Source organism: Streptomyces sp. NPDC058664, from assembly GCF_042716635.1.
Classification (GTDB): Bacteria; Actinomycetota; Actinomycetes; order Streptomycetales; family Streptomycetaceae; genus Streptomyces.
The window spans coordinates 1-3,484 of record NZ_JBHXRW010000158.1 but is presented as its reverse complement, the minus strand read 5'-3'; the positions used below and the strand labels follow the sequence as shown (position 1 = coordinate 3,484).

General features: G+C 58.5%; 2 protein-coding genes. Both read left to right on the top strand.

From position 1 onward, the window contains the following. The first annotated feature begins 1,136 nt into the window (after positions 1-1,136). A complete protein-coding gene (locus ACFWUY_RS40930) occupies positions 1,137-2,381 on the top strand; it encodes a cytochrome P450 (RefSeq protein ID WP_384121931.1) in 1,245 nt (414 codons plus the stop codon). Then, positions 2,378-3,151 carry an enoyl-CoA hydratase/isomerase family protein gene (locus ACFWUY_RS40925; protein WP_384121929.1) on the top strand — a complete coding sequence of 258 codons (774 nt, stop codon included), beginning with the start codon at positions 2,378-2,380 and terminating at the stop codon, positions 3,149-3,151. Before ACFWUY_RS40930 ends, ACFWUY_RS40925 begins: the two co-directional genes overlap by 4 nt. Positions 3,152-3,484: the final 333 nt, after the last annotated feature.

Genomic DNA, 3,484 nt, shown 5'->3' with positions numbered 1-3,484 from the left:
ACGACGGCGGAAACGGCGGCGAATCTCGGTATGGAGGAAGGCATCAGGGCTCCGGAGGGTGCTTGGAGGAACGGCAGATGAATCTACGCGCGTCATTGTTTATCAGGCATGCAAGAAGCCTCAAGAGTCTTCAGTACTCAAAGCAACGCCCGTCGCCATCGGTTACGTTTCTCTGCTCACTCCACGGCGCCCACAGGCCGTCGACCGCACCACTGCTTCCGGTCTTTGACCTTCCTTTGTGACCCTCCAAACCCAGGCGCACCAGCGGACTACCGCATCATGCGGCACGCACACGGTGATGGCGACTTCGCCATCACGAGTACGGGAGGCCTCTCGTGTATACCCACTTACGCTGCCGCAAGGTGCCGCAAGGATCATTCCGACTGCTGGTCGAAGTGGGAGGAATGGGAGACTTCGTGGGTGGTTGATCGCGCCGTTGCCGCTGGCGGCCTGGGTTCGGGGTCAGGATCACCTCTAGGCACGCGGCGGGATCGTGTTCAAGTTCGGCACGGTTCTCGCTGAATTCGAGCCGTTGAAGATGCCACGCTCGCCCGTGATGACATCCATAAGTGCCTGGCGGATGTGATGGCGACGCCGAGTTGCCGGTCACATGGGCGATGCTCTGGTGGCTTCCGTAGATCACGCCCGCTTTCATTTGGATGGTAACGGTCCAGATCGTTTCACGCGGCGGGCCGGCGGAGCCGTTCCCGATCACGCGGGTGACGGTGCACGCGAGGGTGCAACTGTTAGAGGTCAAGGCGATAGGCACGCCGCTGTTCGGCATCGCCACCACTTCCAAGCGAATCGCGCAATGCGAGGCTGCCCTTCAGCGTGCTGCCATCAGCAGAAACTGGCTACCCATGAGGAGGGCTACTGGGAGGCGCATGGCCCGGAAAGGCAGGAACGTCTAACTCTCGGAGCGGGCGGCTTTGGCGACAACTCCTAGCGGGTTCCAATCCAACGACCGAATTTTCGCCCTATCCTGGCAAAACACTGGGTGCACCTATCCCGAGATACAGCACAGCACGATTAAGCAATCACTACTCAGTAATCTTCCCGCCGGTACGCCTACGCTACTCTTCGAGCCCTCAATCGCAGAGGTCGTCACATCGATCGAACCGAAAAGAGCAACATCAATGGCAAGTGAATCCGTGTCAGACCTGACGGAGGAACAGATCGGAGCGCGCCTCCTGGCACGATTGCGTTCAGGAAAAGGGCGCGAAAATCCCTATCCTATATATGAGATCATGCGCGGCGTCGGGCCAGTCCTGTCTACTCCTTGGGGCGGTCTTTTGGCGACGGGGTATGATGCCTGCTCAGAGTTGCTGAAAGGATCTTCCTGGGAAGCAGTTAGTGCCTGTTGGCGAGACGCTCATCTGCCCGACTGGCGCCGCCATCAAGCAGTTGTAGACCTTACGGATTCCTTGATCCTCATGAATCCCCCGGGGCATACTGAGCAGCGTCAGGTAATTGCCCCCCATATGTCAGTCCGGGCAGTACAAAGCCTCACGCCTGTTGTGGAACGTCTGGTCAGCGAGCGCATGGATGCACTCGAGTATGCCCTCCAGCGTGACGGCAAGGCAGACTTCGCACGTCTCGTGTCGAGCGCCTTGCCAGTTTCCGTCCTATGTGCGCTCCTTGGCCTGCCACAGGCAGACAGCGCTTTCCTAGATGGCCTCGCACGAGCGATGTCCCCTGTGCAAGAACTCTCCCCCACGGAACGTCAACTGCTAGTTGCGGACGAGGCAGTTCGTTCGATCCGAAACTACATAACCGCACGAGTTCCGGAGCACCGGACACTTCAAAAACCAGGACTCCTTACCACGCTCGTCGAGTCGGAGGACCAAGGAACCGGCGGAGGCCTACGCGCTGACGTCCTCACAGCAGTCTTGCTCGGCGCGGGTCGTGACACCACCTCAGCCATGCTGGCAAGCACGGCTTTGATAGTGATGACCCATCGCAGCCAAGCCGCTTGGCTGGCTGACAACCCTCACGCAATACCTGCGGCCGTACACGAAATTTCGAGATGGGATCCTGCCGCCCAGGTAGTTTCACGGGTCGCAGCTCAAGATACAGAGCTTGCTGGTATCCCAGTGCAGCGAGGCCAGTTGGCAACGGCGCTCATAGGGGCAGCCCATAGGGATCCCACTGTCTTCCCCGATCCCAACAGACTCGACTTTTCGCGTGCTCCTGGACGACTTCTTACTTTCGGCGTTGGCGCTCATTATTGTGTAGGTGCTGCTCTGGCCCAGATGCAGACCCGCCTCGTCGTAAGTTCTTTGTTGGATCGATTCCCCACTCTTCAACTGGCTGGCAAGGTCGAAAGGCCTCCAGGAGTTGCCTTCCGAGAAGTAACCTCCCTACCAGTGGAGTTGGGATGATCAATCACGCCGGGGCTCCTGACACACCTGTACAGCCAGAACTACTCGTAACTGTGGAACACGATGGCTCTGTCACTAGACTGCGGTTGAACCGCCCTAGCGCCGGCAACGCATTGAATGGAACTCTGCTGGAGGCACTTTTGGAGGCGCTCACCAGCGTGCGACGCAGAGACGAGACACGGGTGATCGTTCTTTCAGGTACAGGCACCCGCTTCTGCGCAGGAGTTGATATGGCCGAGTTCAAGGCTGCAGCGGCCGTTGATCGTTCGGGGAAGAGAATCCGGCACCTTCTCAACCTCGGGCGGGAGGTGTGTAGGGAAATATCCAACCCCGACACTATTATGATCGCACAGATTCACGGAGACGTAGTTGGTGCGGGCCTCGCCCTCGCCCTTCACTGCGACCTACGTGTCTCCTCCGACACAGCAACCTTTCGGCTACCAGAACTCATCCTGGGCTTCCCACCTGTCTGGAGTGGCACCTCAGCTCGTCTGATACATGAGATAGGAGCTCCCCGTTTGCGAGAGATGATACTTTTCGGGGACCGTATCGATGCTGCCACCGCATACTCCTACGGGATCGCTCATCATGTGGCCCCAGAAGGAGAGTTGGAGGCTGTCGCTCGACGATGGGGACATCGCCTGTCCCGGCGTGACGAGACAGCCACTCGCGCAGCTTTGCGTCTCTTTGCCGCTGCCGAAAACGTATCTCGGCTGGGAGATATCACTGCTTTCGAAGACAATCTATTCCAGTCGAGTCTTTCTTCGTAAGGCAACTTTACCGACAGGCCCTGGTTCACCTCACGCTTCCACGAAAGAGTCCGCCTGGCACGTGATCAGGGAAGGGGAAGTTCCTTTTGAGTAGCGAGAGGTGAAGCGGGCTCTCGGGTACTACCGGAGCGTTTCTGTGCCGAGGTCGGCGGTCGGTAATTTTGAAGGACGATGATATGCCGCTGGTTGAGACTGCGCCGGACCGAACAATACCGGCCAGCCTGAAATCTGGCCCAACTACTGAGGTTGAACTCGTGATGTCGTCTTCGGTGATCAGGGGCTGATGGTCAGTCCTGTCTCGGTAAGGCAGCCGTCTATGAGGTGGCTGCGGTA